Origin of the sequence: Rhodococcus sp. NPDC057014 (assembly GCF_042673295.1) — a bacterium.
Lineage (GTDB): Bacteria > Actinomycetota > Actinomycetes > Mycobacteriales > Mycobacteriaceae > Rhodococcus_F.
Genome location: NZ_JBHUSF010000017.1, coordinates 34,190 through 59,417 on the forward strand (window position 1 = coordinate 34,190; position 25,228 = coordinate 59,417).

Genomic DNA, 25,228 nt, shown 5'->3' on the forward strand with positions numbered 1-25,228 from the left:
CGTCGGATCGATTTACCGAATGCTTACTCTGCCACCGTCTGCTGAGGGGTCACTGAGAAAGTGGTGCGGGAACGGAGCCCCAGCGCGAACGGGGAACGGGGAAACACGATCAGCCACACGGCCAGTGCGAGGAAGCCCACATCCCGGAGGATTTCCCGGGTGTAGTCCCAGCCGTTCACGTCGGCCGCACCTCCGCCGCCGAAGCATCCGCAGTCGATGGACAGCCCGCGGGCCCAGACCGAGACGATCACGCCGATCAGGATGAGCAGGAGCACCGCGGACACCGAGGCCGTGGCACGAACGGCGAGCCCGATCAGCAGGAGCAGACCGAGCGCGATCTCGAAGAACGGCAGCGTGTTGGCGACCGGCCGGACGAGGTCCTCGGGCAGTAGTTGGTATGCACGGACGGCGATGATCGTCTGGGCGGGGTCGGCGACCTTGAGTGCGCCGGAGACCAGCCAGACGCCGGCGAGTGACAACCGGGCGAGCAATGAGACGACCTTGATCCACACCCGGACGAGCGTACCGAAGACGCCGGTCAGACCGCCTCGACCGACACCTTGGGCGCCGGCTTGTTCGGGACCAGCAGCCAGCCGACCGCGGCGAGGAGCATGACCCCTCCGGTGACCCCGAACGCGACCGCGTACGACAGGTGCTGGGCGAGCAGACCGGCGCCGACCGGGCCGAGAACCCCGCCCACGTCGGCGACCATCTGGAAGGCGGCCAGCACGGGGCCACCGCGGGATTTCGCGCCCACGACGTCGGCGACCGCGGCCTGCTGCGCGGGGCTCATCACTCCGGACCCGATGCCTGCGATGCCGGACAGCACGAGGAACACCAGCAGGTTCTCGCTGAGACCCATCCCGACGGTGCTGGCGCCGCACACCAGCAGTCCGAGGAGGACGAACAGCTTGCGTCCGTAGACGTCCGACAATCGCCCGGACACGATGAGGACGAGGGCATTGCCGACGGCGAACACGGTGAGGGCGATGCCGGCGAGGGCGGCGTCGCGGTGCAGCGCCTCGACGACGAACAGCGGCACCATTGCCACTCGCACCCCGAAGATCACCCCACCGAACGCGAAATTGGAGCCGAGCGCCGCGCGGTAGACGGGCTGCCCGAGCGCCTCCCGCAGGGTCATCGTGGCACCGGCGGCGGTGGCGTCCGGCGCCGTCAGATGCGAACCCCGCAGGCTCACGAACACGACGGCGGCCGCGACGACGAGGGCGATCGCGTAGATGACGAACGGAACCCGCAGCCCGAATCCGACGAGCAACCCGCCGACGAGGGGTCCGGAGATCGATCCCATCAGGAAACTGGTCGCGTAGAGCCCGGACACGCGGCCGCGGCTGTCCACCGGTGCGATGCGGATCACCAGGCCCATCGCCGACACCGTGAACATCGTCGAGCCGATGCCCCCGAGTGCACGGAAGACGAGCAACTGCCAGTAGTCCCCCGCGACCGCGCAGGCCGCGGTCGAGGCCGCGACGATCAGGAGCCCGGTGATGTAGACGGGCCGCTCCCCCAGTTTCTGCACGAGCCGGCCGCTGACGGGGGCGAAGACCAGACGCATGAACGCGAACGACGAGATCACGACCGTGGCCGCCGTCACGCTCACGTCGAAGCTGCGGGCGAACTGTGGGAGAGCGGGTGCGACGATCCCGAATCCGAGTGCGATGACGAAGCTGGCCGAGACCAGTACCCAGATTTCCGAAGGGAGCCGCGGGCTGCGCCCGGCGGGCAGCCCGGCTGCGCGAGTGTTCATAGTTGAATCCGATGGTAGGTGCCCCCGCTTCCGCGGCGGCACCTACCCCGCCGAACACCTACTTCAGGACGTCGGCCACCAGTTCCTTGGCCGCCGCCTGCACCTGCGCGAGATGATCCGGGCCCTGGAACGATTCGGCGTAGATCTTGTAGACGTCCTCGGTGCCCGACGGCCGCGCCGCGAACCACGCGGATCCGGTGGTGACCTTCAGGCCGCCGAGGGCCGCCCCGTTGCCCGGGGCGCTCGTCAGCGTCGCGGTGATCGGCTCACCCGCCAGTTCGGTGGCCGACACCTGTTCGGGCGACAGTTTCGCCAGCACCGCCTTCTGCTCGCGGGTGGCGGGGGCGTCGATGCGGGCGTAGGCGGGACTGCCGAACTGCTCCGTCAGTTCCCGGTACCGGACCGACGGTGTCTTTCCCGTCACCGCCGTCATCTCCGAGGCCAGCAGGGCCAGGATGATCCCGTCCTTGTCCGTGGTCCACACTCCGCCGTCGTGACGCAGGAACGACGCCCCCGCGCTCTCCTCGCCGCCGAAACCGAGCGAGCCCTCGAGCAGCCCGGGGACGAACCACTTGAAACCCACCGGGACCTCGAGCAGTTCACGGCCGAGGCTTCCGACGACCCGGTCGATCATCGACGAACTGACCAGCGTCTTGCCCACCTTCACACCCGAGCCCCACCCTTGTCGGTGCGAGAACAGGTAGTCGATGGCGACCGCGAGGTAGTGGTTGGGATTCATCAGTCCCCCGTCGGGAGTGACGATTCCGTGCCGGTCCGCGTCGGCGTCGTTGCCGGTGGAGATGTCGAACCGGTCCCGGGCTCCGATCAGCGAGGCCATGGCGTTCGGCGACGAACAGTCCATGCGGATCTTGCCGTCGGTGTCGAGGGTCATGAACCGCCAGGTGGCGTCGACGAGCGGGTTGACGACCTCGAGGTCGAGACGGTGGATGTCGGCGATCGCACCCCAGTAGTCGACGCTCGCGCCGCCCAGCGGGTCGGCGCCGATCCGCACCCCGGCGCTGCGGATGGCGTCGAGGTCGAGAACGCTCGGCAGGTCGTCGATGTAGAAGCGGAGGAAGTCGTACCGCTCGGCCCGCGCGATCGCCCGGGCCGCCGGGATTCTCCGCACCCCCGAGAGGTCCCGCCGGAGTAGCTCGTTCGCCCGGTCGGCGATGATCGTCGTCGCCTCGGAGCCGGCGGGGCCACCGTGCGGCGGGTTGTACTTGAAGCCGCCGTCGCGGGGCGGGTTGTGCGACGGCGTCACGACGATGCCGTCGGCCTTCGACTCCGGGCCACTGCTGTTGTAGCGGAGAATCGCGTGACTGACCGCGGGAGTCGGGGTGTACCGGTCCCGCGAATCGATCAGCACCGTCACGTCGTTCGCGGCCAGCACCTCGAGCGCCGACGTCCACGCCGGCTCGGACAGGGCGTGCGTGTCGCGCCCGAGAAACAGGGGTCCGTCGATGCCCTGGGAGGCCCGGTACTCGACGATGGCCTGGGTGGTGGCCAGGATGTGTGCCTCGTTGAACGCGGTGTCCAGGCTCGATCCCCGGTGCCCGGACGTCCCGAACAGCACCTGCTGCAACGGATTCTCGGGGTCGGGCACGCCGCTGTAGTACGCGGTCACCAGGTGCGCGATGTCTACGAGATCCTCCGGCAGTGCCACCTGACCCGCCCTGTCGTGCGCCACGAGACCTCCTGGAAACGTTTCGGGATCGAACTCGGCTCCAACCCATCCTGCACCCTCGCGCCGGAGTGTGCGCTCAAGACGTCAATCGGAATCCGAGCCAGGCCACGGCCAGACCGGCCGCCACACTCACGACCACGTAGACGAGGGACGTGAGCGCCAACCGGATCCGCAGCAGTCCCACCGATTCCACGGCGAACGTCGAGTAGGTGGTCAGTCCGCCGCAGAATCCGGTGCCCAGCAACGCGAACGTCTGCGCGGACATCGACGCCCCCGACAGCAGACCGAGGATCAGGCATCCTGCGACGTTCACGAGGAAGGTGGCCACCGGAAAACTGCGGTACGAGTCGACGTACCGGCCGGCGAGGTAGCGCGTCGTCGCACCGAGCGCGCCGCCGAACGCCACGAGCAGAACGGTCATGGAGCCGCCTTTCGGGCCAGGCGGTGCCGGTGACCGGCGAGCATCCCCAGCCGCGCCGCGAGCAGGGCAGGAATGAGGGTGGCCACCACGTAGAACGCCGCGGTGACGGCGTCCTCCCGTACGGCGTCGACGGCGAACGTCGAGAACGTGGTGAAACCGCCGAGGACGCCGACCCCCAGGAACAGTCGCCACAACCGGTCCGGTCCGACCGTCTCCGCGAGGTAGCCGAGCAACAGTGACCCGACGACGTTGATCAGGAGGACGGTCCAGATGCCCGGCCACGCCTCGGACAGCAGGAATCTCGCGGACGCACCGAGCGCACCGCCCAGCGCGACCACGGCCACCGGTTTCGTCAGGGACACGGCACACATCGTGTCACGGCGGCCGTGCGGGATTGTCGAACTCCGGTGCGGGCACAAAAAAATCCGGGCCGGATCACCTGGTGGTGTCCGGCCCGGACCTTGGTGGAGCTGCCGGGAATTGAACCCGGGTCCTCCGCAGCAAAGCTAGGGCTTCTCCGTGTGCAGTTTGCTATGTCTCTACTTGGATCTCCCGGTCTCGCAAACAAGCCAGGATGACGATCCCAGTCGCTGTTGGTTGTCCCATTCGACTCCGCGACCGAGTCGAACGGTAAAGCCCTCTAGCTGATGCCAGTACCCGGACCGAGGGCGAACCCGGACTGACAGACACGCAGTCGCTACTTAGGCAGCGAGTGCGTAGTCGCGCTGATTGGAATCGGCGCTTATATGTTTGCAGCGACGCTTACGGTGGTCTCTTGCCTGCACCGACACGCTTCCCCTACCTCAACGTACGCAGTCGAAACCGTTCAGCCCCGTACGTGCCCCACGAGTCTCGCGGGGCCACCTAGTGTAACGCGAACCCCGCCCGGATTCATCCCGGTTTTCCCCGGGCGTGTCGACGGGCGTATTTCAGCTGGCCACGGCGATCATTCCGACGGCCGCGAGGGCGAGGAGCATCCCCGCCTGCTGCATCCTGCTCACCCGTTCACCGAGCATCACCATCGCCAGCAGCACGGTGGCCGCGGGATACAGCGACCCGATCACGCTGACGAGCGACAGCAGGCCACCCTGGAACGCGTACATCATCGCCGCGTTGGCCAGGACGTCCAGGAAACTCACGTACACGGCGAGTCTGAGGGGTTCGCCGTGGGGTGGCACGAAGTGGCCTGCGGCCAGGGCGACGAGCCACACCACCGCGGTCGCCGCGGCGCGGGACACGGCGAGCGCCCACATGCCGCCCTCCTCGCCGATCTGGTGCAGCGAGACGAAGGACAGCGCGAACGCTATGCCGGATCCGACGGTGAGCAGCGCCACCGTGCGGGTGAAGCGCAGCACCCTGCCGCCTGCCACCTCGCCCGCGGTCTCGTCGGGCGATTCCCGGCTGACGAGGACGACGGCGACGAGGGCCACCACGATCCCGATGTACGCGACAGGCCCGGGCCGCTCGCCGAACGCGAGCCCGATCAACACCGGAATACCGGCGACCAGCACGGCCGTCAGCGGCGACACCACCGACATCGGTCCCGACGCCAACGCGAGGTAGAACCACCAGACCGCCACGCCGCCTGCCACTCCCGCCACCGCACCCCACACGAGGGAGGACGAGGTGAGGGTGCCTCCGGCGAACGGGGCGACCAGGAGCACGATCAGCAGGGACAGCGGATACGACACGATGACGACGCGCAGCGCCGCCACCCTGCGGGACGCGACGCCCCCGACGAAATCGCTCACGCCATAACCGATCGCGGCCACGAGCGCGAGCAGGATAGAAGTCAGCGCATGCCCTTGACTCGGCGTCCGAGTTCGCGGGTCACCTCACGCTCGGCGGTCCGCCTGGCCACTTCCTGGCGCTTGTCGTAGTCCTGCTTGCCCTTGGCGAGCGCGAGCTCCACCTTGACCTTGCCGTCGGAGAAGTACATCGACAGGGGAACCAGCGTCTGGTTGCCCTCGCGGGTCTTGCCGACGAGGTGCTCGATCTCCCGCTTGTGCAGCAGCAACTTCCGGGTGCGCCGCGGGGAGTGGTTGGTCCACGTGCCCTGCGTGTACTCGGGGATGTGCAGGGAGCGCAGCCACACCTCCCCGTCGTCGACGGTGGCGAACGCGTCGACGAGCGACGCCTTGCCCTCGCGCAGACTCTTCACCTCGGTACCGACGAGGGCGATCCCCGCCTCGTAGACGTCGAGAATGGTGTAGTTGTGACGCGCCTTGCGGTTGGTCGCAATGACCTTGCGGCCCTTTTCCTTCACGTTCCGGGCCTTTCAGTCCGCGATGTCCGAGGTGAACAGTTCGTGCCCTCCAGCATAGGAGAAGGGGCAAACCGATTATTCGCGGACGTACAAGCGCAGGGTCACGTATGCGGTGACCGCCGCCATTCCGACGCCCACCAGCACCAGCACCGGCGACACGAACAGCACGTCGCTGTTGGAGATCCGGGCCACGATGTTGGCCTCGTACACGTCCGCGAGCACGTCGTCGATGAACATGTTCTTCGCGGTGAACAGGCCGACGATGGCCAGGACGGCGCCGACCAGCGCGGCGACCACCGCCTCGAGCAGGAACGGCAACTGTGTGTACCAGCGGGTGGCACCGACCAACCGCATGATGCCGACCTCGGTGCGACGGGTGAAGGCCGCGATCTGAACCATGTTCGCGATCAGGAGAATTGCCGCCACGGCCTGCACGATCGCGATCGCGAACGCCGCGTTGCGCACCCCGTTGAGGACGCTGAAGAGCCGCTCGACCAGTTCGCGCTGGTTGAGGACGCTCTCGACGCCGGGGCGGGTGCCGAAGTTCTCGTTGATCACACCGAACCGCTCGGGGTCGCTGAGTTTGACCTTGAACGAGGCGGGGAAGCTGTCGGGGCTGACGAGCGCGGCGAGTTCGGGCTGGTCCTTGAACACCCGCTCCGTCGCGTCCTTCACCGCGTCGTCCCGGTTGAGGTACTCCACCGACACCACCGACGGCGTGTCCTCCAGTTCCGTGCGCAGCGACTTGCAGATCTCCCCCTCACAGCCCGGGTCCGAGGTGGAGATGTCGTCGGTGAGGAAGATCTGCACCTCGACGCGGTCCAGGAAGATCTGCTGGGTCTTGCCGGCCATCTGCACCACCAGCAACCCGCTGCCGAACAGGCCGAGGGAGATCGCGGTGGTGAGGATCATCGCGATGGTCATGGTGACGTTGCGACGGAGTCCGGTCAGGACCTCACTGAAAATGAAACTGGCACGCATCGGGGAATCAGAGTCCTTCGTAGGAGACTTGGGGACAGTACGGAAGCGCGGAGTGCAGGGAGGGCGGCTAACGCCCCACGCCGTACACACCCCGAGCCTCGTCGCGCACCACTCTGCCGAGGTCCAGTTCCACCACGCGTCGGCGCATCGAGTCGACGATGTGGTGGTCGTGGGTCGCCATCACCACCGTCGTCCCGGTGCGGTTGATCCGTTCGAGCAGCAGCATGATGTCCTGGCTGGTCTCCGGGTCGAGGTTGCCGGTGGGCTCGTCACACAGCAGCACCAGCGGCCGGTTCACGAACGCCCGCGCGATCGCGACGCGCTGCTGCTCACCACCGGACAGTTCGGTGGGGAGCCGGTCGGCCTTCCCCGACAGCCCGACCATCTCGAGCACCTCGGGGACGGTCCGGGAGATCATCGCCCGCGGCTTCCCGATCACCTCGAGCGCGAACGCGACGTTCTCGGACACGGTCTTCTTCTGCAGGAGCCGGAAGTCCTGGAAGACGACGCCCATACTCTGCCGCAGCTTCGGCACACGCCGGGCGGACAGCTTGTTGACGTGGAAATCCGCGATGTGGATGTCGCCCGACGTCGGTGACTCCTCCTTGAGGAGCAGGCGCATGAACGTCGACTTTCCCGAGCCCGACGGGCCGATCAGGAAGACGAACTCGCCCTTGTCCACCTCGACGCTCACCTTGTCCAGGGCGGGCCTCGTGGAGGTCTTGTACGACTTCGACACATTCTCGACGCTGATCACGAGGAGCCAGTCTAGACGTTATCGAACAGTGACCAAATGGAGCGACGCGCGCGTCATCGCCCCGTCTGCGGTGTCGCCGACGTCGTCGGGACGGAAGACGTGGTCGGCGGCGTCGTCGTCGGCGGTGGCGGGAACGGATTGGGAATCCCGAACGGCAGCGTCGGCGTCGACGTCACCTGACTGGTCCCGGTGGGCGCCGTCCGCTCCGGCGTCGGCTCGGGTGTCGTCTCGGTGGTCGTCGCCGTCTCCGTCGTCGACTCGACCGTCGTCTCGTACTCCGACGTCGGCGGCGTGGTCTCCTGGATCGGCGCCTCCCGGGTGGGGACGACGGCTGGGGCGACCGGCCCCTGGACCATCTCTTCGGCGGGGTTGAGGTACGTGTACAGCGTGTACAGCACCACCCACAGGATGCACAGCACCAGCGTCGACGTCCGCACCCGGCCACCGAGGATCTTGGCGGGAAGGAACGAGGAGTTCAGAATCCGGTCCAGTCCGCGCCGGGGTTCGTCGGTCATCCCTCGCCCTCCGCTGCCCGGACCGTCTGGAGGTCCGGTTCGACGGTGATGCCCTGCCGTCTCATCGCGGTGGCGATGCGCACGCGCAGTGCGCGCCCGACCTGGAACTGTTTACCCGGCAAGGTCCGCGCCACGACGCGGACACTGACCTCGTCGACCGTCAGACTCTCCACTCCCATCACCGTCGGCTCGTCGAGCAGTAGCTTCTTCAGTCCCCGATCCGCAAAGGCCTCCACACCGACCTGGTGGAGCACCTCGTTGACACGGTTGATGTCGGAGGTGGCCGGGACGGGAACGTCGATCACGGCACGCGCCCAGTCCTTGGACAGGTTGATCGCCTTCACGATCTGGCCGTTGGGAACGGTGATGACCTCACCGTCCGAGTTCCGCATCCGGGTGACCCGGAGCGTGACGTCCTCGATCACACCCTCGGCGTCCTCCGAAGACCCCGTCACCGCGAGTTGCACCGTGTCACCGAACCCGTACTGGCGTTCGGTGATGATGAAGAAGCCGGCGAGAATGTCCTGCACGACGCGCTGCGCACCGAAACCGAGCGCCGCACCGAGCACGGTGGCCGGGGCCACCAGGCTGCCGATCGGCAGGCTCAGCTGGTCGAGAACCTTCATCGTCGCGATGACGTAGATGATGGTGATGATCACCCACGTGATCACCTGCGCCACGGAGTGCCGGTGCTTGGTCGCCTCGGACCGCACGAGGGCGTCGCCCTGCATGTAGTTGCTGTCGATCCGGTCGGTCACCTTGCGGCCGCCCCAATTGACGAACCGCGCCATCAGGATGGCTCCGAGGACGGTGAGGGACACCGCGAGCCCCGTCGACGAGAGCCAGTCGAGGAGGTTCTGGGTGGGAGCGAACACTGCCGCCGCCGCTTCCATGGAGATCAGGACGCCTGATTCTCGCGCATCCGCCACCGGATGCCGGATTCGAGGAAACCGTCGATGTCACCGTCGAGCACCGCCGACGGGTTGTTGACCTCGTACTCGGTGCGCAGATCCTTGACCATCTGGTACGGGTGCAGCACGTACGACCGCATCTGGTTGCCCCAGGAACTACCGCCGTCGCCCTTGAGCGCGTCCATCTCGGCGCGCTCCTCCTTGCGCTTGACCTCGAGCAGCTTGGCCTGCAGGACGCGCATCGCCGACACCTTGTTCTGCAGCTGCGACTTCTCGTTCTGACACGTCACGACGATGCCGGTCGGGATGTGCGTCAACCGGACCGCGGAGTCGGTGGTGTTCACGGACTGCCCGCCGGGACCCGACGAGCGGTACACGTCGACGCGGACGTCGTTCTCGTTGACGTCGATGTGGTCGGTGGTCTCGACCACGGGCAGGACCTCGACCTCGGCGAACGACGTCTGGCGGCGACCCTGGTTGTCGAACGGGCTGATCCGGACCAGCCGGTGTGTGCCCATCTCGACGGAGAGCGTCCCGTAGCTGTACGGCGCCTTGACCGCGAACGTCGCGCTCTTGATGCCGGCCTCTTCCGCGTAGGACGTGTCGTAGACCTCGACACCGTAACCGTGCTTCTCGGCCCAGCGGATGTACATGCGCATCAGCATCTCGGCCCAGTCGGCGGCGTCGATGCCACCGGCGCCGGAGCGGATGTTGACCAGCGCGTCACGCTCGTCGTATTCACCGGAGAGCATCGTCTTGACTTCCATCGCCGCGATGTCCTCGCGCAGGCTGTGCCGCTCGGCGTCGGCGTCCGCGACGGCCTCCGCGCCCTCGTCCTCGGCGAGTTCGTAGAGCACCGGCATGTCGTCGAGCCGCGAGCGCAGTTCCTCGACGCGGCGCAGTTCGGCCTGGGAGTGCGACAGCTGGCTGGTGACCTGCTGGGCATGCTCCTGGTCGTTCCACAGCTCCGGATCGGCGGCCTGGTGTTCGAGCTCGTCGATGCGGCGGCGCAACTCCTCCACGTCCAGCACCGATTCGACGGTGCGGAGGGTGGTGTCGAGCTCGCTGAGGTCTGCGGATACGTCGGGATGCACGGTTCCCAAGGTTACCGGGTGCGGACAGGTGCCCTGTCACCCCTTCGTTCCGGCCGAAGTCACCCCTTCCGATCACGGGGCGTGAAAGCCTTGCGGACCCCGGAAGCACCTTGTTGCATGCACGGGTACGCACTTGTTCGTGCCGCCATCCCGGACGGAGTCGACGATGACCGTGACCGACCAGTACCTGAAGAACAACGAGGAGTACGCCGCCGGATTCACCGGGCCGCTCCCGCTGCCCCCGAGCAAGCACGTCGCGGTCCTCGCCTGCATGGACGCCCGTCTGGACGTCTACCGGATCCTCGGCCTCCAGGACGGTGAGGCGCACGTCATCCGCAACGCGGGCGGGGTGGTGACGGACGACGAGATCCGCTCGCTCGCGATCAGCCAGCGGCTGCTCGGCACCACCGAGATCATCCTCATCCACCACACGGACTGCGGGATGCTCACGTTCACCGACGACGATTTCAAGAAGTCCATCCAGGACGAGGTCGGAATCAAGCCGGCCTGGTCGGCCGAGGCGTTCCGCGACCTCGACGAGGACGTCCGACAGTCGCTGCGCCGCATCCAGGCCAGCCCCTTCGTCACGGCGACCACGTCCCTGCGCGGGTTCGTCTTCGACGTCGCCACCGGCAAGCTCGCCGAGGTGAAGATCGACTGACCTCGGGCCGGCGCGGTACGAGTAATCTGTGCGACCGTGACCGACCTCGACGCCGACCTGCAGCTCGCCCTCCGAATCGCCGACGAGGCGGACGCGATCACGAAAGCCCGTTTCGGGGCACTCGACCTGTCGGTGGACGACAAACCCGATCTCACCCCGGTCACGGACGCGGATCTCGCGGTGGAACGGGCGGTCCGGGCGACGCTGGAATCCGAGCGGCCCGCCGACGCCGTCCTCGGTGAGGAGTTCGGCGGCGACGCGCAGTTCTCGGGACGGCAGTGGGTGGTCGACCCGATCGACGGCACCAAGAACTTCGTGCGGGGCGTCCCCGTCTGGGCCACGCTGATCGCGCTGCTCGAGGACGGCGTTCCCACCGTCGGCGTCGTGAGCGCCCCGGCACTCGCGCGCCGCTGGTGGGCGGCATCGGGTCACGGCGCCTGGTCGACGTTCGACGGCTCCGAGCCCACTCGGATCACCGTCTCGGCCGTAGACCGGCTGGGTTCGGCCAGCCTCACGTTCTCGAGCCTGTCCGGGTGGAAGGAACTCGGTATCCGCGAGCAGTTCCTCGCCCTCACCGATGATGTGTGGCGGGTCCGCGGATTCGGTGACTTCTTCTCCTACTGCCTGCTCGCCGAGGGCGCCGTCGACATCGCCGCCGAGCCCGAGGTGTCGTTGTGGGATCTCGCACCTCTCGACGTCCTGGTGCGCGAGGCCGGTGGCCGGTTCACCAACCTCGCCGGCGCCGACGGCCCGCACGGCGGTAGCGCGCTGGCGACCAACACCTTGCTGCACGACGAGGCGCTGTCCCGACTGCGCTGACGCAGTACTACAGGCAGCAGTCCTCATACACCCCCGCCCTCCTCGGCTCCCGAGGAGGGCGGTTCTCGCATGCCTGCTGCCTGCACCCCCCGAGAATCGGGCTCGAACCCGATCGGTGGGAGCTCGCGGGCACCGGAACTTACTCGATAGTAGACACTCACCTTACTGCTGAGTAAGATACTTGGTGTCCACGCCCGAACACCGAGAAACAGCTGGTGATCATGAGCAAGCAAGACACTGTTGCCCCCAACGGCAGAGCGAAGCGGAACCCCCGCGACACGTCCGCCGTCGGACTGAATCCCGTCAAGCGCGACGCCATGGGTGCCGCGATGCGCGTGCTGACCAAGATCACCGGATCCGATCTGGCCGAGAAGTACAACCTGCGCCAGACGATCGACCGGGTGACCTACGAAGGCACCAAGACCGGCTTCAAGACACTCGGCGCCGCGACCCGCGGATTCCAGAAGGTGTCCGGCGGCGGCACACCGAAACGCCTCCCCGACAACCCGACCGCCAAAGCCGGCTACTTCGACCTCACGCCGAGCGACGAGCAGCAGATGATCGTCGAGACCGTGCGCGAGTTCGCCGCCGAGATCCTGCGGCCCGCCGGGCACGACGCCGACGCTGCCGCCTCCGCACCGGCGGATCTCGTGAAGCGCGCCGCCGAACTCGGCATCACCCTCATCAACGTCCCCGAGGAACTCGACGGGGCCGCCAGCGAGCGCGGCGCCGTCACCAACTCCCTCGTCGCCGAGGCCCTCGCCCACGGCGACATGGGGCTCGCGCTGCCAATCCTCGCGCCGAGCGGCGTCGCCGTCGCCCTCACCCAATGGGGCACCGACTCCCAGCAGAAGACCTACCTGCCGTCGTTCACGGGCGAGCAGGTCCCGAATGCGGCCGTCGTCGTCAACGAGCCCCGCGCACTGTTCGATCCGTTCGCATTGCAGACCAAGGCGGTCCGCTCCCCCAGCGGCTACAAGCTCAACGGCGTCAAGAGCCTCGTTCCCGCCGCCGCCTCCTCGGAGCTGTTCATCGTGGCGGCCGAACTCGACGGCAAGCCGTCCTTCTTCATCATCGAGGCCGACACCAAGGGACTCGTCGTGGAGGCGGACCCGAGCATGGGCCTGCGCGCCGCGGGGCTCGGCCGGCTCAACCTCACCGACGTCGCCGTGCCCGAGTCGGGTCTGCTCGGCGCCGCCGACGCCGACGCGCGGAAGGCCGAGTACGCCGACGCGATCCGGCTGGCCCGCCTCGGCTGGGCGTCACTCGCGGTCGGCACCGGGCAAGCCGTTCTCGACTACGTGATCCCCTACGTCAACGAGCGGGTCGCGTTCGGTGAGCCGATCAGCAACCGTCAGGCGGTCGCGTTCATGGTCGCGAACATCGGCATCGAACTCGACGGCCTGCGCCTGGTCACGTTGCGCGGCGCCTCCCGCGCCGAGCAGGGGCTCTCCTTCGCACGCGAATCGGCCCTCGCCCGAAAGCTGGCGTCCGAGAAGGGCATGCAGATCGGTCTCGACGGCGTCCAGCTGCTCGGTGGCCACGGTTACACCAAGGAACATCCCGTGGAGCGCTGGTACCGCGATCTGCGCGCCATCGGCGTCGCCGAGGGCATCGTCCTGATCTGAGCGGCCGGATTCGAACTAAGGAAAAGTCATGATCAACCTCGAACTTCCCAAGAAGCTCAAAGCCTCCGCGAACCAGGCGCACCAGGTTGCGGCAGAAATCTTCCGGCCGATCTCCCGCAAGTACGATCTCGCGGAGCACGCCTACCCCAAGGAACTCGACACCATGGCCGCCATGGTGGAGGGCCTCAACGACTCCGGAAAGGGGGCGGCGGGAGCCGCCCTCGGACGCGGCGACGAACCGAAGGTCATCGGGAACGTCAACGGCGGCAACATGTCGTCGCTGATGAATGTCATCGAAACCTGCTGGGGCGACGTGGGTCTCACACTGGCGATCCCGTACCAGGGTCTCGGCAACTCGGCGATCGCGGCGGTCGCCACCGACGAGCAGCTCGAGCGTTTCGGCAAGGTGTGGGCGTCGATGGCGATCACCGAACCCGGTTTCGGTTCCGACTCCGCCGCCGTCACCACCACCGCGGTCCTCGACGGCGACGAATACGTCCTCAACGGTGAGAAAATCTTCGTCACCGCCGGCGAGCGTTCCACCCACATCGTCGTGTGGGCCACCGTCGACAAGACCAAGGGCCGCGCCGCGATCAAGTCGTTCGTCGTCCCGCGCGACGCCCCGGGCCTGAGCGTCGCCCGCCTCGAGCACAAGCTGGGCGTCAAGGCGTCGGACACCGCAGTGCTGCTGCTGCAGGATTGCCGGATCCCGAAGGACAACCTGCTCGGCACGCCGGAGGTCAACGTCGAGAAGGGCTTTGCCGGCGTCATGCAGACGTTCGACAACACCCGTCCGATCGTCGCCGGCATGGCGGTCGGCCTGGGCCGCGCCGCGCTCGAGGAACTGCGCAGCATCCTCTCCGACGCCGGTGTGGAGATCTCGTACGACACCCCCGCGTACAACCAGCACGCCGCCGCCGCCGAGTTCCTGCAACTCGAGGCCGACTGGGAAGCCGCCTACCTGCTCGCTCTGCGGGCAACGTGGATGGCGGACAACAAGAAGCCGAACTCACTCGAGGCGTCGATGTCGAAGGCGAAGGCCGGCCGCACCGGAACCGCCATCTCCCTCAAGGCCGTCGAGCTCGCCGGCACGTTGGGATACTCGGAGCGCCCGCTGCTCGAGAAGTGGGCACGCGACTCGAAGATCCTCGACATCTTCGAGGGCACACAGCAGATCCAGCAGCTGATCGTGGCCCGCCGTCTGCTCGGGAAGTCGTCGGCCGAGCTGAAGTAGCACCCGCGCACGGCCCATCCCGTCCGGGAACGGGATTCACTCGAGGTCGCGCCACCGGACCAGTACCTCGTGCACCGCTTCGGCGCCCTGCAGAGGGTTCGGTGGCGCGGGCAGGTCCGCGGGATACAGCAGGAACGGCGTGTTCTGAGGTCCACCGAGCCCGCCGTGCGATCCGACCTGGTCTTCGAATGCGGCGACCTCCCGGGTGTCCGGCCAGTACCGCCCGCCCACCATCAGGTCGGCGACGTTGTCGAACGTGTCCGTGCGGCGGACGCGGTCGAGGGCGCCGGGCCCGAAATCGGTGAGCGGATCGACACCGTCGACCGCACCGGTGGCGACGTCGATGCTGCCGCCAGGCCCGAGCACGACCGAGCCGCCGTCGTCGCGGGCCACGAGCACGAACCCGATGCCGGGATGTGTGGCGAGCGCCGGAATCAGGTCCGGGTAGCGGGCGTCGATCCATTCGCGGGTGGCCCGGCCCGGCAGCTGCGGGAAGCTGACCAGACCGAGATTGCCCGACGCGAGGACCACCGGATTCTCGCCCGGGGTGACGGCGACGTCGGGAGCCGCTTCCGACCTGAGGCTGGCCTCGGCATAGCCGAGGCCCTCGGCGCCGCGCCCACGGCTGCCGAGCGTGACGGAGGCACCCCCGCGGCGACCCGGTGCATGGCAGGCGTCGAGCACGATGTCCTCGAGGCCCTTGCCGTAGCGGTCGCGGAACGTGGCCCCCTGACTCTGCCCGTGATCCGACAGCACGACGATGCGGTAGGGCCTGCCCGCCTGGGCGGCGACAGCGGCGATCAACCCGATCTCGGCGTCGAGTGTGCGCAGGACCTTACGCGTCTCGGGGCGTTCGACACCGGAATGGTGGGCGACCTCGTCGTACCCGACCAGGTCGACGTACACGGGGCTGCGGCCCGCGATGAGATCGCCGACGACCGCGGCGACGACGACGTCCGTCTCGACGACCGTCGTGAACGCACGGACCAGCGGATACAGCCCACCCCGCCGGACGCGCGGAACGACGTCGGCGCGGCGTTGCCGGTACGCCTGCACGTTTTCCCGCAGCACCTCGGCGACGAGCCGGACCGCGGTGCGCACGGCGCTCGCCGGGTCGACGAAATAGTCGGCGTATCCGGTTGCCCTGCCCCCCATCCGGGCGCCTCGCATCCGGCTGACCACGAGGACGTTGTCGTCGGCGCCGCCGGTGACCAGGTTGCCGCGGCTGGCTCCCCCGGTGAGGAGACCGGGCCGGTGCGCGCGCTCGAGTTCGCGGGCGGCGTTGTCGGCGGGATTGCTGAAGACGGCGACGGTGCCGCGGGTCTTGTCGTACCACCGGAACGCGGGCACGTTGTGGTTGTCACCGTGCAGGATCCCGAGCTGGCTCGCACCGGTCTGACTGCTCCAATCCGTGTGCCAGGACGCCAGGACGTGGGAACCCCGGTGCACGAGCCCGGCGAGGTGCGGCGTGACGCCGTCGCGGATCGCGCGTTGCAGCACCGCGTGGCCGAGTCCGTCGATCTGGATGCAGAGCAGCCCGGGCTCCCCCGGCGCCGCGTCCGCACCCCCGCGACGTCGCAGCCGGGACCGGTTGCGGCGCACCAGCATCAAACGGTACGTGTCGTCACGCCTGGCCGCGATGGCTCCGGCGACACCGGAACCGACGACGGACATCACCAGGGCCAGCACCAGCACGTCGGCGACCCGTTCCGTGGTGGCGACCGGGACGACCCGCACGGCGAGCACCATGATCAGCCAGTTTCCGGCGAACACGCCCAGGAACAGCAGCGCGGGACCGACCCACAGCATCGCGCGCACGAGCAACGGCCACAGGGTGACCGACAGCAGTCCGTACACGAGGGCGAGGAACAATGCTGCCGGGATGGTGTCGAAGGGACCGCCCGCAGGTGTCGGCTGCAGCCGGACCCCCGGCAGGATCAGGTCGGTCAGGACCAGTGCGACGGCGGAGACGAGCCACAGCACGAGAAATTCGGTGATCGTCCTGGCCGCCGAGCCCAGAGAGCGCATCGCAGACCTCCCTTTTGGGGGATCGTAAGGTCTGACAGGGAGTGGCGCGGCGGAACTCACCGCAGCAGCGTCACCGCGACGAGCGAACGGGACCGCCATGACCGAGAACGCAGGGGTGCTCATCCGGTGGCGAGGGCATGCGACGGTCGAGATCACGGACACCGGCACGACGATCCTGACGGACCCGGTGCTGACGGCACGGGTGGCTCACCTGCGGCGTCGCCGCGGCCCCGACCCGATGGCCGACCCGGTGCGGCCCGACGCCGTGCTGCTGTCCCATCTGCACGCCGACCACACCCACCTGCCCTCGCTCACCCTGATCGACAACGACGTTCCGATCGTCGTTCCCCGCGGCGCGGTGAACGCGTTTGCGGGACTGCGGGTGTTCGGCGACCGGCTGATCGAGTTGTCGCCCGGTCAGGACGTGCGACTCGGTTCGGTGACGGTGCGCGCGGTACCCGCCGTGCACGACGGCAGGCGGTGGCGCCGGGGCCCGCAGCGGGCGCAGGCGCTGGGTTACGTCGTCGACGGCGCGGCGTCCACGTATTTCGCCGGGGACACCGCGTTCGACCCCGCGATGGCGGAGTGGGTTCCGCGCTGCGACGTCGCACTGCTGCCGGTCGGAGGGTGGGGGCCGAATCTCGGACCGGGACACATGGATCCGGAATCGGCCGCCGCCGCGGCGAGGTCCGTGGCCGCCGCGGTGTCGATCCCGATCCACTTCGGCACGCTCTGGCCGATCGGAATGGACGCGGTCCGGCCCCGCCGATTCCACGGCCCCGGTGGCGAGTTCGTCCGTCACGCGGACGCGGACGGCCTGAAGGCAGTCGAACTGGAGCCGGGCGAGGCATTGCGGTGACTGTCGGTTACGACCGGCACCGGTGCCGCTGTCCTCTACCCTGACTGGTGACACGGTCCCGCCTATCCGAAGGGTTCGACATGTCAGTGCAGCACGTTCTCACCAAGCTGACCGACGCCGTGGGAGCTGTGCGGGTGATGAACCGCGCAGGCCTCGTTCCGTTTCCCCGCGTCGACCAGGGCGTCCGATCGATTCTGGCGGTGCGGAAGTACGGTCCGTTCGCAGGACCCGTCCACGCGAACGCCGAGGCAGGCCTGGACGCGGTGGCCATCGTCGACGAGCGCGGCCCCCTCACCTACGCCGACATCGAGGAACAGTCCAACGCCCTGGTGCGTGCGTGGCAGGCCGACGGCATCACTGCGGGTTCCGTCATGGGATGCATGTGCCGCAATCATCGTGGCCTGGTGCTCACGATGCTCGCCGCTGCCAAGAACGGCACCAAGCTGGTGCTGATGAACACCGGTTTCGCCCGGCCGCAACTCGTCGACGTCGCTGCCCGCGAGCAGGTGCAGGCCTTCGTGTACGACGACGAATTCCACCAGGTCGCCGAGGCCCTCCCGGACGAGGTGCTCGTCTATCGTTCGTGGGCGGACGAGAATTCGTCGTCCCGGGTCCGCACGCTCGACGAGGCGATGCAGGGCCGGGACCGCGCTCCACTGCCCGCACCGTCCGCGCTGGGCGGATTCGTCCTCCTCACCAGTGGCACCACCGGCACGCCGAAGGGCGCTCCCCGCGGACACACGTCGCCGCTCGCGTCGGCACAGTTCCTCGACCGGGTTCCACTGCGGCGCGGCCAGACGATGATGATGGCTGCCCCCGCCTTCCACGGGACGGGAGTTTCCCAGTTCGCGCTCGCGCTGGCGCTGGGACAGACCGTGGTGATGCATCGGAAGTTCGATCCGGAGAACACGATTCGCCTGGTCGAGAAGCACCGGTGCGACACGCTCGTCGTCGTCCCCACCATGTTGCAGCGCATCATCGATCTCGGACCGGAGACCTTGGCGAAGTACGACACGTCGAGCCTGAAGATCATCTTCGCGGCCGGGTCCGCGCTCTCCCCCGACCTCTGCAAGCGCACCACCGCCGCGTTCGGCACGGTGCTCCACAACCTGTACGGCTCCACCGAGGTCGCCGTCGCCACCGTCGCGACACCCGCCGACCTCGAACTGGCGCCGGGTACCGCGGGCCGGGCTCCCGTCACGTGCCACGTGGAGCTGTACGACGAGTCGAGTCGACGGATCACCGAACCCGGCACCGTCGGACGCATCTTCGTCGCCAGCGGTCTCAGCTTCTCCGGATACACCGACGGTCGCGACAAGGAGCGCATCAACGGTCTGCTGTCGACCGGCGACGTCGGGCACTTCGACCGCAACGGCCTGCTCTTCGTGGACGGCCGCGACGACGACATGATCGTCTCCGGCGGCGAGAACGTGTACCCGCTCGAAGTCGAGAACCTGCTCGCCGACCGCGAGGACGTGCTCGAGGCGGCCGTGATCGGTGTCGAGGACTCCGAGTTCGGCCATCGACTCAGGGCTTTCGTCGTGCCCGCCCCCGGGTCCGCGAAGGACGCCGAGGAAATGAAGGCTCACGTCAAGTCGAACCTGGCGCGGTACAAAGTGCCCCGCGAGATCATCTTCATCGAGGAACTCCCCCGCAACGCGACGGGCAAGTTGCTGCGCCGCGTCCTGATCGAGATGGACGTCTCGGAGAGCTGATCCACCGGCCTGCGCCCCGCTCGGCGCTCCGTCGCCGGCCACGGAACTGAATACGGAACAAAAAAGAACCGGTGCCCTGGATTCCAGGACACCGGTTCTTCGGTGGTAGCGGGGACAGGATTTGAACCTGCGACCTCTGGGTTATGAGCCCAGCGAGCTACCGAGCTGCTCCACCCCGCGCTGCATGAACAAAGTTACACGAGCGAACGAACGGATTGCAAATCGCCCGAAAAGAGGCCGACTAGCAACCTTTCAGCACCACCCGAGTCACATCCGTTACCTAAAAGTTATGACCTGCGTCACACTTTCGGGAAAATCTGTAACGTTTTCGGAACCCGCAACTCGTGGGTCGACCTGCGGAAACGCTGTGCGTTCATCCCAGTATTTGGACGCCCGTCACAGAAAATCGGCCCGTGACCATTCCGTGATCGCCGCGTACGTTCGTTGCCAGCCCGAAACCAACGGGCAACGCCGACCCGCCGCAGCTCGACCTGCCCCAGCGGGATCCGGAATCCCGACACCTCGAGGGGCAGGACGAGGACAGATCGATCACCGGGTCGGCACACCAGCCGTCATCCACACGACCACCTCGTCGGCAGGCGCGGAGAGGAATCAACCACATGTTCAATTCCAGCATCGTCAAGCGGACCATGGGCGCAGTCGCACTCACCGGAGCAGTCATCGGAGTGCCGCTCGGCGTGAGCACCGGCACCGCTTCGGCCGCTTCCGGAGACTGGGACGCTGTCGCGGCGTGCGAGAGCAGCGGCAACTGGGGCGCCGACACCGGAAACGGCTTCTCGGGCGGCTTGCAGTTCACCGACAGCACCTGGGCCGCGAACGGCGGCTCCGGCTCGCCTGCGAACGCATCGCGCGAGGAGCAGATTCGCGTTGCCGAGAACGTCCTGGCGACCCAGGGACCCGGCGCCTGGCCGGTCTGCGGACAGTACCTCTGATCCGCACCCCACACCTGCCCGAGTGCCCTGCGCGCAGCACGACCGCGCGCAGGGCACTCGCGCGTTGCAGGACATCGGCTTACATCATCACGAGCCGTTTCCCCGCCATTTCCGCGTGAGCCGCTCCACAAATTCGTCGTGATCCCCGTCACATAACAGCAGTGTAACGAATCAACTCCGAAACGATATCGACAGCATCTGACCTGCGGAAACAGGCCGAGTTCCCACTCGGCACCGGACAGCTGTCCACCAATTTCGCCAGGTGAACTGCGGGCGAAGCTCCCGTACGGTCGCTCTCGGCCCGAAACAACCGGGCGAAAGCCGGCCCGCCGCTGCTAGCTCTGCCCCGCGGGTTCGGAATCCCCGAAACCTTCGAGGGGCAGGGACGCGGCACAGAAATCGCAGCCCGGTGCGACGACGCGAACGTCGTCGCCCGCAGGCCGGCCACGCCAGCAAGCGCGGAGAGGATTGACCCCGCATGACCCATCACAGCATCAGCAAGCGTGCCCTCGGCTGGATCGCCGTCACCGGAGCCGTCGTCGCCGTCCCGCTCGGACTGAGCGCAGGCACCGCCTCCGCCGCCTCCCACAACTGGGACGGCGTCGCAGCGTGCGAGAGCGGCGGCAACTGGGGAATCAACACCGGAAACGGCTACTACGGCGGCCTGCAGTTCTCGCAGAGCACCTGGGAGGCCAACGGCGGTAGCGGCTCGGCATCGAACGCCAGCAAGGCCGAGCAGGTCCGGGTCGCCGAGAATGTTCTCGCGACGCAGGGCCAGGGTGCCTGGCCGGTGTGCGGTCAGTACCTCACCACCGGTGGCGGCGACGTCGCCGAGGCCCCCGCGCCCGCGCCGGCGCCCACCCCGGCCCCCGCCCCCGCGGCACCGGCACAGGTCCAGGCGCCCGCCCCGGTCCAGCCCGCCGCGCAGCAGGCCCTGGACGCCGCACGTCAGGTCGCCGAGCAGAACGGCTACGGACAGCAGTTCCAGCAGCTGGTGGACGCCAACCCGCAGCTGGTCGACGCACTGCGCTGATCTTCCGCTCGCATACGACGAGGCCCTGTCATCCGGTTCGGATGACAGGGCCTCGTTCGTTCTCCCGGTGAAACGCCTCTACTTCGGGATCGCCTCGTACGCGGCGACCGCCTTCTGCACCCGGGCGAGGGCCGCGCCGTATGCCGCGAAGTCACCGCTGCGCTGCGCCGATGTCAACGCGTCGAGCGACGCGTCCAGCTCCGCCACCGCCGCCGAGACGTCCGTACCGGACGGCGGGGTCGCCGGTGCGGTGGGCGCCGGCTGTGCCGCACCCTGGTCGATGGGCGGCGTCGTACCCGTGTCCGGAGGTGTCCCCTCCTCGGCGCTGGGCGCCGTCGCCACCGAGCCCGTGCCGGCACCGAACACCTGGTCGAGCGCCTGTGCCAGAGTCGGGGCGTACCCGACGCGCACACTGTTACTCGGCGGCGGCTCGCGGTAGCTCACCAGCACTCGGGACAGCTGCGGGAACGTCGACGTGTTCGGGCCCGTCGAACTTCGCTCCGTATACATCGGTTCGACGTACAGGATTCCGCCGTTCGCGATCGGCAGTGTCAGCAGGTTGCCGTACTGAATCTTGTTCGATCTCTCGAGCAGCGTTCGCTCCGACGCCACGCGCGGATCCGAGATCATCGAGTTCTGCGTCTGCTGCGGACCCTGGGTCTGGGTGTCCGTCGGCAATTGGAGCACCGTGAACTTGCCATAGTTCTCCGGGTCCGATTTCACCGACAGGTAGGCGGACAGGAACTCGCGGCTGTACCCCACCATCGCACTGGTCAGGTTGAAGGACGGTTTCCCGGTCTCGGGATCACCGACCAGCACGTAATACGGCGGCTGGTTCGCGCTCGTGTCGATCGTGGGATCGCTCGGCACCGACCAGAACGCGTTGTTGGTGAAGAACTCCTTCGGATCGTCCACGTGGTACTTGGCGAGCATCTCGCGCTGCACCTTGAACAGGTCCTCGGGATAACGGAAGTGCGCGCGCAATTCGTCCGGAATCGAGTCCGCAGGCTGCACGGCGTCGGGGAACACACCCATCCAGGCATCGAGCACGGGATCGTTCTGGTCCACCTGGTAGAGCTTCACGGTGCCGTCGTACGCGTCGACGGTGGCCTTCACCGAGTTGCGGATGTAGGACACCTCCTTGCGGGGCAGGAGGCGGCCGGTGTTCTGGTCGATGCTGTCCTCGACGAGTCCGTCGAGCGAACTGCGCTGCGCGTACGGGTAGTCCTGCAGTGTGGTGTAGGCGTCCACGATCCACACGACCTTGCCGTCGACGACGGCCGGGTACGAGTCGCCGTCCGCGGTCAGCCACGGTGCTACGTGGGTGACCCGGTCCCGCGGGTCCCGGTTGTAGATGATCTTCGAATCCGAACCGATCGCTCCGGAGAACAGGATGTTGCGTTCGGTGTACTTCGCCGCGAACGCCAGCCGGTTGAACCAGTTGCCGATCGGCACACCACCCGAACCGGTGTACGTGTAGCGCGAGGTGTCGGTGTCGTACTCCCGCGGATCCGAACCCTCGGAGCCGCCGACGATCGCGTAGTCGGCATCGGTGTCGGCGATGACCTCGCCGTAGTAGATGCGCGGCTGCTCGACCGGGATGACCTGGTTGCCCGCCGCCTGTGAGGCGATGTCGCTGACCATGTAGACGGGGTAACCGCTGTTGCTGTTCGCGGCTTCCTCCGCGGACTCGCCCGCGGCGGCGTTCACCCGGTTCGCGGGGGCCGCGACCAGTCCGTTGCCGTGCGTGTAGACGGTGTGCTTGTTGATCCAGTCCGTCTGGTTGCCTGTCAGGCTCTTCGACGACAACTCGCGGGCCGCGACGATGTAGTCACGCATCTCCCCGTCGATGTCGTAGCGGTCGATGTCGAGCGTCGGCGGGAAACCGTAGAAGTTCTTCAGCTGCTGCTGCTGGGTGAACGTCCGCGACAGGATGTTCGGGTCCAGCAGTCGCGTGTTCGCGATCGTCGTGACGTCGGCGGGCACGTCGCGCGGCGGCGTCGTCCCGTACCCCTGGTAGTCCTGGTACTCGACCTTGTCGTCGGTGATGCCGTACGCCTGCCGGGTGGCGGCGATGTTCCGCTCGATGTACGCGCTCTCCTTGTCGGCGGCGTTGGGACGCACCGAGAACTGCTCCACGACGAGCGGCCACACCGCGCCGACCAGGATCGACGAGAGCACGAGAAGGGCTGTGGCCATTGCGGGAATCCGCAGATCTCGCAGGAAGATCGCCGCGAAGAACGCGCCCGCGCAGATGACCGCGATGGCCAGCAGGATCAGCTTCGCCTGCAGCACCGCGTTCATGTCGGTGTAGCTACCACCGGTGAACGTGGGCTCCTTGCGGCTGCTCGACAGCAGGGAATACCGGTCGAACCAGTACGCGACGGCCTTGAGGAGAATGAACGTTCCCGCCAGCACTGCCAACTGGACTCGCGCCGCGTTGGTCAGCGCGCCGCCCCGGCCTGCCAGCTTGAGTCCACCGAAGATGTAGTGCGTCACCAGGCTCGCGAAGAACGCCAGCAGCACCGCCACGAACAGCCAGTTGAGGACGAAACGGTAGAACGGCAGATCGAACGTGTAGAAGCCGACGTCGAGGCCGAATTCGGGATCGGCGACGCCGAACGCGCCGCCGTTGACGAACAGCTGCACCGTCACCCAACTGGACTGCGCGATCAGACCGGCCAGCAGTCCCACCGCGATCGGAATCGCGAGGCCGAACAGGCGCAGCCGGGTCATCACCGTGGTGCGGTACCGCGCCACCGGATCGTTGGGACCCGACACGGGCACGAACACCGGCCGCGAACGGTACGCGAGCAGCAGTGCCAGCCAGACGATTCCGCCGACCACCACCCCCACCACGAGGAAGAGCAGCAGACGGGTGATCAGGACCGTGGTGAAGACACCACGGAATCCGACCTCACCGAACCACAACCAGTCCGTGTACGTGCTGATCAGCCGAGGACCCACCAGCAGCAGGGCCGCGACGACAAGCGCCAGCACCAGCAGCACTCGACTGCGTTTGGACAACGACGGTAAACCTGCGGGGGGCCGCATGCCCACGTGCCACACTCCAAGAACTCGGCGACGCTCTCACGCCGCGGTCAACTGCACCGTTCGGTGGTCCACACCCGGAACAGCGAGGGCGTGACCGTTTCGTCCCACTCTACGTAACAACCGAGAGTTGCCGCCGTCGGTCCTGTTCCGGGGGTGCGAAGATGGGTCCTGTGAGTGAAGAGAATGTGAACCGAGAGACGGACGCCCTCGCCCGCTGCGTGCGTGAGGTGGTCGAATTCGTCGATGCCGGAGGGTGGGATCAGCCGCCCCAGATGTTCGCACTCGTCCCGACCGAACTCCTCGCGGCCGCCGAACCGAGCCTGCTCGACCAACTCGCCGACGGTGCGGAATTGACCCCGGTGGAACAGGATCCGTTCCCCGGCGACATCGACGGCGGGTCACGCGCACTCGACGAATTCCTCGCCACCACCAGCTGGCCCGAGTCCGTGGTCGGATGCGCCCTCGTCCAGGAGATCGTCGTCCTGCCGCCCGAGGCGGAATCCGATCTCGACGACGCGCTCGTCCCCCTCCTGTCCGACCGCGACGCCGCCGACGACGCCGCACGGGCCGCGGCCGAGTCGCATCCCGACCGCCGGTCCGCCCGGCTCATCGCCGCCGTGCTGCGCGACGGACCGTCGCTGTGCCTGATGCAGTTGCGCCCCGACGAGGACGCCGACCCGTACGCCGGGATCGAACTGCTCACCTACGAGGACCTGGCACCGAATCTCGTCAGCGCGCTGTACGCCACCCTCGACGCGACCGAAGACGACTGACCGCGTCGACCGGAACCGGCCGCGCCGCAATCAGCAGTGCGGCGCGTCGGCGCCGGTGTTGACGGCCTCGAGTG

At 67.7% G+C, this 25,228-nt stretch carries 22 protein-coding genes, 1 tRNA gene, 1 other RNA gene and 1 pseudogene; 9 read left to right on the forward strand and 16 right to left on the reverse strand.

Annotated features, from left to right (window positions below; translation table 11 throughout):
• Positions 1 to 23: 23 nt before the first annotated feature.
• The 13 genes from ACFTZB_RS05960 to prfB all read right to left on the reverse strand — a co-directional run bounded on the left by ACFTZB_RS05960 (position 24) and on the right by prfB (position 10,397).
• Positions 24 to 512, reverse strand: a complete 489-nt coding sequence (locus tag ACFTZB_RS05960; protein WP_378430550.1) for a MauE/DoxX family redox-associated membrane protein — start codon at positions 510 to 512, stop codon at positions 24 to 26.
• Positions 513 to 538: 26 nt separating this feature from the next.
• Complete coding sequence (locus tag ACFTZB_RS05965) at positions 539 to 1,765, reverse strand: MFS transporter (protein WP_378430551.1); 1,227 nt, start codon at positions 1,763 to 1,765, stop codon at positions 539 to 541.
• Positions 1,766 to 1,823: 58 nt separating this feature from the next.
• Entirely contained in the window at positions 1,824 to 3,455 is a 1,632-nt protein-coding gene (gene pgm, locus ACFTZB_RS05970; RefSeq protein ID WP_378430552.1) for a phosphoglucomutase (alpha-D-glucose-1,6-bisphosphate-dependent), read from the reverse strand.
• 73 nt (positions 3,456 to 3,528) lie between these two features.
• Positions 3,529 to 3,873 carry a fluoride efflux transporter CrcB gene (gene crcB, locus ACFTZB_RS05975; protein WP_378430553.1) on the reverse strand — a complete coding sequence of 115 codons (345 nt, stop codon included), beginning with the start codon at positions 3,871 to 3,873 and terminating at the stop codon, positions 3,529 to 3,531.
• Positions 3,870 to 4,244, reverse strand: a complete 375-nt coding sequence (locus ACFTZB_RS05980; RefSeq protein WP_378430554.1) for a fluoride efflux transporter FluC — start codon at positions 4,242 to 4,244, stop codon at positions 3,870 to 3,872. Before ACFTZB_RS05980 ends, crcB begins: the two co-directional genes overlap by 4 nt.
• 91 nt (positions 4,245 to 4,335) lie before the next feature.
• Positions 4,336 to 4,707, reverse strand: a transfer-messenger RNA (tmRNA) gene (ssrA, locus tag ACFTZB_RS05985).
• A 95-nt stretch (positions 4,708 to 4,802) separates the two neighbouring features.
• Entirely contained in the window at positions 4,803 to 5,657 is an 855-nt protein-coding gene (locus ACFTZB_RS05990) for an EamA family transporter (RefSeq protein WP_378430567.1), read from the reverse strand.
• 8 nt (positions 5,658 to 5,665) lie between these two features.
• On the reverse strand, positions 5,666 to 6,139 hold the full coding sequence (gene smpB / locus ACFTZB_RS05995; protein ID WP_378430555.1) for an SsrA-binding protein SmpB: 474 nt from the start codon (positions 6,137 to 6,139) through the stop codon (positions 5,666 to 5,668).
• Positions 6,140 to 6,214: 75 nt separating this feature from the next.
• Positions 6,215 to 7,120, reverse strand: a complete 906-nt coding sequence (ftsX, locus tag ACFTZB_RS06000; protein ID WP_072937689.1) for a permease-like cell division protein FtsX — start codon at positions 7,118 to 7,120, stop codon at positions 6,215 to 6,217.
• Positions 7,121 to 7,187: 67 nt separating this feature from the next.
• Positions 7,188 to 7,877, reverse strand: coding sequence for a cell division ATP-binding protein FtsE (gene ftsE, locus ACFTZB_RS06005; RefSeq protein WP_005240222.1), 690 nt, complete (start codon positions 7,875 to 7,877; stop codon positions 7,188 to 7,190).
• Between the two features lie 53 nt (positions 7,878 to 7,930).
• A complete protein-coding gene (locus ACFTZB_RS06010; RefSeq protein ID WP_378430556.1) occupies positions 7,931 to 8,392 on the reverse strand; it encodes a hypothetical protein in 462 nt (153 codons plus the stop codon).
• Positions 8,389 to 9,285, reverse strand: coding sequence for a mechanosensitive ion channel family protein (locus tag ACFTZB_RS06015; protein ID WP_378430568.1), 897 nt, complete (start codon positions 9,283 to 9,285; stop codon positions 8,389 to 8,391). The genes ACFTZB_RS06010 and ACFTZB_RS06015 overlap by 4 nt, the downstream gene beginning before the upstream one ends.
• Positions 9,286 to 9,290: 5 nt before the next feature.
• Positions 9,291 to 10,397, reverse strand: a complete 1,107-nt coding sequence (gene prfB / locus ACFTZB_RS06020) for a peptide chain release factor 2 (protein ID WP_378430557.1) — start codon at positions 10,395 to 10,397, stop codon at positions 9,291 to 9,293.
• A 166-nt stretch (positions 10,398 to 10,563) separates the two neighbouring features.
• Between prfB and ACFTZB_RS06025 the strand changes: the two genes are divergently transcribed.
• The 4 genes from ACFTZB_RS06025 (at position 10,564) to ACFTZB_RS06040 (ending at position 14,739) form a co-directional block, all read left to right on the forward strand.
• The gene (locus ACFTZB_RS06025; RefSeq protein WP_378430558.1) at positions 10,564 to 11,058 is read left to right on the forward strand and encodes a beta-class carbonic anhydrase; all 495 of its coding nucleotides are present in this window, start codon (positions 10,564 to 10,566) and stop codon (positions 11,056 to 11,058) included.
• Between the two features lie 36 nt (positions 11,059 to 11,094).
• Positions 11,095 to 11,877, forward strand: coding sequence for a histidinol-phosphatase (gene hisN, locus ACFTZB_RS06030; protein ID WP_378430559.1), 783 nt, complete (start codon positions 11,095 to 11,097; stop codon positions 11,875 to 11,877).
• Positions 11,878 to 12,092: 215 nt separating this feature from the next.
• Positions 12,093 to 13,505 (forward strand): acyl-CoA dehydrogenase family protein, encoded by a 1,413-nt coding sequence (locus ACFTZB_RS06035; RefSeq protein WP_378430560.1) that lies wholly within the window; start codon positions 12,093 to 12,095, stop codon positions 13,503 to 13,505.
• 28 nt (positions 13,506 to 13,533) lie between these two features.
• Positions 13,534 to 14,739, forward strand: a complete 1,206-nt coding sequence (locus ACFTZB_RS06040; protein WP_378430561.1) for an acyl-CoA dehydrogenase family protein — start codon at positions 13,534 to 13,536, stop codon at positions 14,737 to 14,739.
• A gap of 36 nt (positions 14,740 to 14,775) precedes the next feature.
• Here ACFTZB_RS06040 and ACFTZB_RS06045 read toward each other — a convergent pair whose 3' ends face one another.
• Positions 14,776 to 16,767, reverse strand: a complete 1,992-nt coding sequence (locus tag ACFTZB_RS06045; protein WP_378430562.1) for an alkaline phosphatase family protein — start codon at positions 16,765 to 16,767, stop codon at positions 14,776 to 14,778.
• A gap of 97 nt (positions 16,768 to 16,864) precedes the next feature.
• On the opposite strand from ACFTZB_RS06045, the gene ACFTZB_RS06050 reads away from it, so the two are divergent.
• Both ACFTZB_RS06050 and ACFTZB_RS06055 read left to right on the forward strand, forming a co-directional pair.
• Entirely contained in the window at positions 16,865 to 17,626 is a 762-nt protein-coding gene (locus ACFTZB_RS06050) for an MBL fold metallo-hydrolase (RefSeq protein ID WP_378430563.1), read from the forward strand.
• Positions 17,627 to 17,706: 80 nt separating this feature from the next.
• The gene (locus ACFTZB_RS06055; protein ID WP_378430564.1) at positions 17,707 to 19,341 is read left to right on the forward strand and encodes an acyl-CoA synthetase; all 1,635 of its coding nucleotides are present in this window, start codon (positions 17,707 to 17,709) and stop codon (positions 19,339 to 19,341) included.
• A 103-nt stretch (positions 19,342 to 19,444) separates the two neighbouring features.
• On the opposite strand, the gene ACFTZB_RS06060 is transcribed toward ACFTZB_RS06055, so the two are convergent.
• Positions 19,445 to 19,521, reverse strand: a tRNA-Met gene (locus ACFTZB_RS06060).
• Positions 19,522 to 19,961: 440 nt separating this feature from the next.
• On the opposite strand from ACFTZB_RS06060, the pseudogene ACFTZB_RS06065 reads away from it, so the two are divergent.
• Positions 19,962 to 20,291, forward strand: a pseudogene (locus ACFTZB_RS06065) (transglycosylase family protein); the annotation flags it as partial.
• 481 nt (positions 20,292 to 20,772) lie between these two features.
• Positions 20,773 to 21,327 (forward strand): transglycosylase family protein, encoded by a 555-nt coding sequence (locus tag ACFTZB_RS06070; protein ID WP_378430565.1) that lies wholly within the window; start codon positions 20,773 to 20,775, stop codon positions 21,325 to 21,327.
• 78 nt (positions 21,328 to 21,405) lie between these two features.
• On the opposite strand, the gene ACFTZB_RS06075 is transcribed toward ACFTZB_RS06070, so the two are convergent.
• Entirely contained in the window at positions 21,406 to 24,387 is a 2,982-nt protein-coding gene (locus ACFTZB_RS06075; RefSeq protein WP_378430566.1) for a UPF0182 family protein, read from the reverse strand.
• A gap of 155 nt (positions 24,388 to 24,542) precedes the next feature.
• Here ACFTZB_RS06075 and ACFTZB_RS06080 point away from each other — a divergent pair, with 155 nt between their 5' ends.
• Positions 24,543 to 25,154, forward strand: a complete 612-nt coding sequence (locus ACFTZB_RS06080; RefSeq protein WP_015890149.1) for a PPA1309 family protein — start codon at positions 24,543 to 24,545, stop codon at positions 25,152 to 25,154.
• Positions 25,155 to 25,228: the final 74 nt, after the last annotated feature.

Bases quoted from the DNA above. Each gene is read 5' to 3' on its own strand.
- ACFTZB_RS05965 (WP_378430551.1), bottom strand. From the start codon at position 1,765: ATGAACACTCGCGCAGCCGGGCTGCCCGCCGGGCGCAGCCCGCGGCTC.
- crcB (WP_378430553.1), bottom strand. From the start codon at position 3,873: ATGACCGTTCTGCTCGTGGCGTTCGGCGGCGCGCTCGGTGCGACGACG.
- ACFTZB_RS05980 (WP_378430554.1), bottom strand. From the start codon at position 4,244: ATGTGTGCCGTGTCCCTGACGAAACCGGTGGCCGTGGTCGCGCTGGGC.
- ftsX (WP_072937689.1), bottom strand. From the start codon at position 7,120: ATGCGTGCCAGTTTCATTTTCAGTGAGGTCCTGACCGGACTCCGTCGC.
- ACFTZB_RS06010 (WP_378430556.1), bottom strand. From the start codon at position 8,392: ATGACCGACGAACCCCGGCGCGGACTGGACCGGATTCTGAACTCCTCG.
- ACFTZB_RS06015 (WP_378430568.1), bottom strand. From the start codon at position 9,285: ATGGAAGCGGCGGCGGCAGTGTTCGCTCCCACCCAGAACCTCCTCGAC.
- ACFTZB_RS06025 (WP_378430558.1), top strand. From the start codon at position 10,564: ATGACCGTGACCGACCAGTACCTGAAGAACAACGAGGAGTACGCCGCC.
- ACFTZB_RS06040 (WP_378430561.1), top strand. From the start codon at position 13,534: ATGATCAACCTCGAACTTCCCAAGAAGCTCAAAGCCTCCGCGAACCAG.
- ACFTZB_RS06045 (WP_378430562.1), bottom strand. From the start codon at position 16,767: ATGCGCTCTCTGGGCTCGGCGGCCAGGACGATCACCGAATTTCTCGTG.
- ACFTZB_RS06050 (WP_378430563.1), top strand. From the start codon at position 16,865: ATGACCGAGAACGCAGGGGTGCTCATCCGGTGGCGAGGGCATGCGACG.
- ACFTZB_RS06055 (WP_378430564.1), top strand. From the start codon at position 17,707: ATGTCAGTGCAGCACGTTCTCACCAAGCTGACCGACGCCGTGGGAGCT.
- ACFTZB_RS06070 (WP_378430565.1), top strand. From the start codon at position 20,773: ATGACCCATCACAGCATCAGCAAGCGTGCCCTCGGCTGGATCGCCGTC.
- ACFTZB_RS06080 (WP_015890149.1), top strand. From the start codon at position 24,543: ATGGGTCCTGTGAGTGAAGAGAATGTGAACCGAGAGACGGACGCCCTC.